This window comes from Achromobacter insuavis, assembly GCF_902859645.1.
In the GTDB taxonomy this organism is placed as follows: domain Bacteria; phylum Pseudomonadota; class Gammaproteobacteria; order Burkholderiales; family Burkholderiaceae_B; genus Achromobacter; species Achromobacter insuavis.
Window position 1 is genome coordinate 1 of record NZ_CADIJR010000150.1, and the last position, 5,969, is coordinate 5,969.

A 5,969-nucleotide genomic window follows, 5' to 3' on the forward strand; every position below is an offset into this window, starting at 1 on the left:
CGACCGCGGCGGCGCGCCGCGCGAACGCGGCCGCGAATGACGACCGGGCCGCGCGGCCAAGCCGCGTGGCCCGTGCGGGGTCTGCCTCGATCCCGCGCCAGCCACGCCGGCCGCCCCCGGATCGACCACCCGAAGCGGTCCGACATCGCATCGACTGACACCGCGCTGACAACCTTCGGGCTGGCTTCCGGCGGGCGGCGCGGCTACAGTGGAAACCTTGACGCCGCCTTGCCGCGCACCGTTCACCGGAGACACCCATGAAGCGCCTTGCCCCCCTGTTCCTCGCCTGCGGCCTGCTGGCCGGCACCGCCGCCCACGCCGCCCTCAACGTCGGCGCGCCCGCCCCCGACTTCAGCACCCAGGCCTCGCTCGGCGGCAACGTTTTCACCTTCAAGCTGGCCGAGGCCCTCAAGCAGGGGCCGGTGGTGCTGTATTTCTACCCGGCCGCCTTCAGCAAGGGCTGCACCATCGAGGCTCACGACTTCGCCGAGGCCACCGACGAATACAAGTCGCTGGGCGCCACCGTCATCGGCGTCTCGGCCGACGACATCGACACCCTGAACAAATTCTCGGTCAGCGAATGCCGCAGCAAGTTCGCGGTGGCGGCCGACGGCGACGGCAAGATCATGAAGGCCTACGACGCGGTGCTGGACGCGCGGCCCGACCGCGCCCAGCGCGTGTCCTACGTGATCTCGCCCGAAGGCAAGATCCTGTACGAATACACCAACATGAATCCCGAGGCGCACGTCACCAACACCATGAAGGCGCTGCGCGACTGGAAGGCCGGCAAGAAATAACGCCGCCACCGTGAAAACAAGGGAGGGCCGAAGCCCTCCCTTTTTTCATTCCCCCGGAAGCCCCGGCCCATCCAGGACCGGCCGCCGCGCTGCCGTCAATGGAACGGCCACACCGTCGGATGCGTGCCGGGCGGGTTGGACGGCCGGGTCCAGCGCGCCGGCGTGAGCGAGAACTGCGCCGCATGGCGCACCGCGATCAGCTCGCCGAATCCCGACGCCTCCGTTTCCATCAGGCCTTCGAAGCCCGGCAGGGCGCGGTTCAGCCCGCCTTCGACGCGGCCCAGCGTGCGCAGCCAATGCGCGGTCTGCGCCAGCGACACCCGCACATGCCAGCTGCCGCCCTCGGTGGCCTGGCGCGCCAGCGCCACCTGCGCGCCGAACGCCATGAGGTAGCCGGAGGCGTGATCCAGGATCTGCATCGGCAGCGCCCGGGGCGCTTCCTGGCCGGCGGCCTCGGCCTCGGCATGGTTGAAGCCGGCGGCGGTCTGCACCAGCGAATCGAAGCCGCGCCGGTTGGCCCACGGGCCGGTGGCGCCATAGGCCGTCAAGGACACGTAGACGATGCCTGGCCGCAGGCGCGCCGCGTCCTGCGGACCGAACCCCAGCGCGGCCATGCCGCCGGGACGGTAGCCCTGCACCAGGACGTGCGCGCTGCGCAGCAGGTTGGCCAGCGCGATGCGGCCATCGGCGGTGTCCAGGTCGGCGTGCACCGACAGTTTGCCGCGGCTGGTGTCGATGAGGTTGGCGATATTGGGCAGGTGCGGCGAATTCACCAGCATCACGTCCGCGCCGTAGGCCGCCAGGGCCCGGCCACAGACCGGACCGGCGATGATGCGGGTCAGGTCCAGCACGCGGATGTCCTGCAGCGGGCGCGGATCGTGCCCATACTTGGGCAAGGGCCGCGGATCGGCCTCGCCGATGCGCTCGATCGTCAGCAGCGGCTGCGCCGCGATCGCCTGGCCCTGGGGATGGCGGTCCCATTCATCGAAACTGCGCATCGCGGTGACCACCATGCCGGCGTCCGCCGCCACCTGCTCGAAGTCCTGCGCGCGCCAGCGGCCCAGCGCCTGCTCGACCGCTTCGCGGGTGGCGCCGTCGCCGGTCGGACAGCCCAGCAAGGCCAGGGCGCCATCGCGATGATGCGGAAAATTGGCATGGATGCGGACCCAGCCGCCGTCGCCGCAGCGGTAGACGCCAGTGATCGGATCGCGCGGATCGGGCGCGGCGCCGTTGATCAGGAAATGACTGCGGCATTCCTGGGCGGCGTGCAGCATATCCACGCCGACCTGCTGCCGCTCGCCGCCGCGCAGGTGCCAGATCTCGGCCGCGGCCAGGGCCGCCGCCGCCATGCTGACCTGCGCCGCGGTGCCCACCGCGAAGGACGATGGCAGCACCGGTTCGGCGCCAGTCAGCACCGCGTGCTCGAGCGACTCGTCCGGCAGGTCGAGCGAGCGCCAGAGCTGTTGCAAGACGTCGCGTGGCGTCTTGGTGGCGGATGAGCGTCCCCTCAGGAAGGACGCGCGGAAATCCATCAGATGTCCCATGGCGTTTGTCTTTTTACTTTGTCGTTGAATGATTACATGGCGCTGGCCGCCGCCGCGTCAATATGCCGGGAGCGCCAGCGTGTTTCATGGTTTGACCGGCGTTTCGGCCGATTTCCCGGGGCCCGCGCGCGCCGCCCCTGCGCCCGCCGGCGAACCGCCCGCCGCCGGCGCCGTCACATCTACTCGTAGTTTTTACATGGTGTGGGCAGCCTGCCGGACCCGCGCGAACGCGCCGGCCGGCGCGATAGAATGCCAGCCTTGCCGCGCCCTCCCCGCCGCCCCTTTTCCGGACCGACCGCTCCCATGCATACCCTGATCTGGCTGCGCACCGACCTGCGCCTGCACGACAACCCCGCCCTGGCGGCCGCGGCGCAGGCGGGCACGGTCACCGCCCTGTTCATCGCCGCGCCGGGACAATGGCGCCGCCACGGCGAGGCGCCGGCCAAGGTCGACTTCTGGCTGCGCAACCTGCGCGAACTGTCGCAAGACCTGGGCCGCCTGGGCATTCCGCTGAAGCTGCTGACGCTGGACACCTGGGACCAGGCGCCCGATGCGCTGGTCGGCTTCTGCCGCGAGCACGACATCGCGCAGGTCCACGCCAACACCGAATGGGCCGTCAACGAGCGCCGCCGCGACGACGCCGTGGCGCAGCGCCTGGCCGAGGCCGACATCGACTGGACACTGCATCACGGCGCGTCGCTGCTGCGTCCGGGCACCGTGCTGACCGGCAAGGGCGACTGCTACCGCGTCTATACCCCGTATGCGCGCGCCTGCCGCGAACGCCTGCGCAGCGCGCCGCTGCGCGCGGTGCCGGCGCCCAGGCCGCAAACCGCGCCGGCCTGGCGCGCCGACCCGCTGCCCGACGCATTCGACGGCTACGCGCCCGCCAGCGACGCCATCCGCGCGCTGTGGCCCGCCGGCGAGACCGCCGCGGGCGACCGATTGGACGCCTTCGCCGATGGCGTCATCGACGCCTATCGCGACGAGCGCGACTTCCCCAGCCTGCCCGCCACCAGCTGCCTGTCGCCGTACCTGGCGGCCGGCGTGCTGTCGCCGGGCCAGGCCCTGCGCGCGGCCCAGGCCGCCAACCACGGCGAGCTGGAAAGCGGCAACGCCGGCGCCGCCACCTGGATCAACGAACTGCTGTGGCGCGAGTTCTACCAGCACCTGCTGGCGGCCTGCCCCGAACTGTCGATGCACCGGCCGATGAAGCCGGAAACCGCCGCGGTGCCGTGGCGCGACGCGCCCGACGACCTCGCGGCCTGGCAACAGGGCCGCACCGGCCTGCCGATCGTCGACGCCGCCATGCGCCAGCTGCTGGCGCTGGGCTGGATGCACAACCGGCTGCGCATGGTCACGGCCATGTTCCTGTCCAAGAACCTGCTGATCGACTGGCGCCTGGGCGAAGCCTGGTTCATGGCGCACCTGGTCGACGGCGACCTGGCGGCCAACAACGGCGGCTGGCAATGGAGCGCGTCCACCGGCGCCGATTCGGTGCCGTACTTCCGCGTCTTCAATCCGCTGTCGCAATCGCGCAAGTTCGATCCGCGCGGCGCGTTCCTGCGCGAATGGCTACCCGAGCTGGCTCACCTGGACGACAGCGCCATCCACGATCCCAGCCCGATGGAGCGCGCGGCGGCCGGCTATCCCCTGCCCATCGTCGACCTGCCGCAGAGCCGCCTGCGCGCGCTGGAAGCCTTCGGCAACCTGCCCAAGGCCTGAGCCGCGCCGGCCAAAATCGTCCATCACATCACGGCCGCGACCTTTTGCGGCCGTTTACGTTTCGCATCGTTTCAAAATATCTTGATGTAGATCAACCCGGCGATATCGCCCGTCCCCGATGATCCGGCAGCAGCAACACGCCCCCGCCCATCAGAGGACGAAAGACGCATGCGCAACAACCAGCCGGTCTACGACAAGGAATACACGCTTCACGACGAGCAGTACCTGATCTCGCGCACCGACGCCCGCGGCCGCATCATCTACGCCAATCCCGCGTTCGTGGAGGTCAGCGGCTTCACCCGCGAGGAGCTGGTGGGCGCCGCCCACAACATCGTGCGCCACCCCGACATGCCGGAAGAGGCGTTCGAGGACCTGTGGCGCACCATCCAGCGCGGCGAATCCTGGACCGGCGTGGTCAAGAACCGCCGCAAGGACGGCGGCTTCTACTGGGTGCTGGCCAACGTCACCCCCATCATCGAGCGCGGCGAGACGGTCTGTTATGCCTCGGTGCGGGTCAAGCCGACCCGCGCCCAGATCGAGGCCGCGGACGCCGCCTACCGGCAGCTGCGCGCCGGCACCGCGCGCGGCTTCAGGCTCAGCCGCGGCCAGGTCAAGCCGACCGGCCTGCGCGGCGTGTTGGCGCGGCTCAAGATCTGGCGCTTGACCGGCGTGCGCTCGCGCATGCTGGCCTGGGCCATGCTGGCCTCGACGCTGTTCCTGGGCGCGGCCGGCGTGGCGCTGTACGGCATGCTCGACCGCATGAGCACCGAGGAAATCGCGCTGGCGGCGGCCATGCTGGCCAGCGGCGTGATCCTGATCTTCGCCTCGGGCTGGGGCTTTGCCCGCTCGATCACCGGCCTGCTGGTGACCGCCACCGACTTCACCCGCCAGATCGCCGCCGGCAACCTCAGCACGCCGCTGCCGCCCGCCAGCATCCGCGACGAGATCGGCGCCCTCAAATTCTCGCTGGAGGTGATGCGCAAGAGCCTGGTCAGCATCACCCGCGACGTCCACAACGGCATCGAGAGCGCGCTGACCTCGGCCGCCGAGATCGCCGACGGCAACGCCGACCTGTCGGCCCACACGCAGCGCCAGGCGGCCTCGCTGGAGGAAGCCGCCGCCAGCATGGAACAACTGGCGTCCACGGTGAAGCAGACCGCCACCAACGCGCATGGCGCCGATCAGATGGCCAATCAGGCCTCGGACGTGGCCAAGCGCGGCGGACAGGTGGTGGACGACGCGGTGCGGGCGATGCAGGGCATCGTGCACAGCACCTCGCGCATCAGCGAGATCGTCGGCATCATCGACGGCATCGCCTTCCAGACCAACATCCTGGCGCTGAACGCCGCGGTCGAGGCGGCCCGCGCCGGCGAGGCCGGCAAGGGCTTCGCGGTGGTGGCGTCCGAAGTGCGCAGCCTGGCGCAGAAGAGCGCCACCGCCGCGCGCGAGATCAAGGAACTGATCGAGGCGTCGAACCACAAGGTCGAGGATGGCGTGCGCCACGTCGAGCGCGCCGGCGAAGCGATGCTGGACATCGTCGAGTCGGTGCGGCAGGTGACCCAGATCGTCAACGAGATCGCGGCCACCTCGAACGAGCAGCACACCGGCATCGACAACGTCAGCCGCACCATCTCGGAAACCGACAGCGCCGCGCAGAGCAACGCGGCGCGGGTCGAGCAGGCCAGCCTGGCGGTGGACAACCTGCGCACGCGCGGCGCGCAGCTGCGCCATGCCATCGAGGTGTTCCGCATCGCCGGGGCCCAGACCGTGCTGCCCAAGCGCGCCGCCGCGCCGGCGCCGGCGGCGCTGATACCCGCGCCGCGCCAGGGGCAGCCGTTGCTGGAACGGCGCGCCTCGTGACGCCCGCGGCGGCGCGGATTCGGACGCAGGCGCCGGATCGGCCCGC

Annotated in this window: 4 protein-coding genes; 3 read left to right on the plus strand and 1 reads right to left on the minus strand. The window is 70.7% G+C overall.

Features of this window, described 5'->3' with window-relative positions; all coding sequences use genetic code 11:
* Positions 1–257 precede the first annotated feature (257 nt).
* Positions 258–797 carry a peroxiredoxin gene (locus tag H0523_RS31375; protein ID WP_054435473.1) on the plus strand — a complete coding sequence of 180 codons (540 nt, stop codon included), beginning with the start codon at positions 258–260 and terminating at the stop codon, positions 795–797.
* A 95-nt stretch (positions 798–892) separates the two neighbouring features.
* Here H0523_RS31375 and H0523_RS31380 read toward each other — a convergent pair whose 3' ends face one another.
* Positions 893–2,341 carry a CoA transferase gene (locus H0523_RS31380; protein ID WP_082385870.1) on the minus strand — a complete coding sequence of 483 codons (1,449 nt, stop codon included), beginning with the start codon at positions 2,339–2,341 and terminating at the stop codon, positions 893–895.
* Positions 2,342–2,644: 303 nt separating this feature from the next.
* On the opposite strand from H0523_RS31380, the gene phrB reads away from it, so the two are divergent.
* Entirely contained in the window at positions 2,645–4,063 is a 1,419-nt protein-coding gene (gene phrB / locus H0523_RS31385) for a deoxyribodipyrimidine photo-lyase (RefSeq protein WP_054435471.1), read from the plus strand.
* Between the two features lie 168 nt (positions 4,064–4,231).
* A complete protein-coding gene (locus H0523_RS31390; protein WP_054435468.1) occupies positions 4,232–5,923 on the plus strand; it encodes a methyl-accepting chemotaxis protein in 1,692 nt (563 codons plus the stop codon).
* Positions 5,924–5,969: the final 46 nt, after the last annotated feature.

Coding starts and splice junctions, on each gene's coding strand:
- H0523_RS31375 (WP_054435473.1), top strand. CDS start 258: ATGAAGCGCCTTGCCCCCCTGTTCCTCGCCTGCGGCCTGCTGGCCGGC.
- H0523_RS31380 (WP_082385870.1), bottom strand. CDS start 2,341: ATGGGACATCTGATGGATTTCCGCGCGTCCTTCCTGAGGGGACGCTCA.
- phrB (WP_054435471.1), top strand. CDS start 2,645: ATGCATACCCTGATCTGGCTGCGCACCGACCTGCGCCTGCACGACAAC.
- H0523_RS31390 (WP_054435468.1), top strand. CDS start 4,232: ATGCGCAACAACCAGCCGGTCTACGACAAGGAATACACGCTTCACGAC.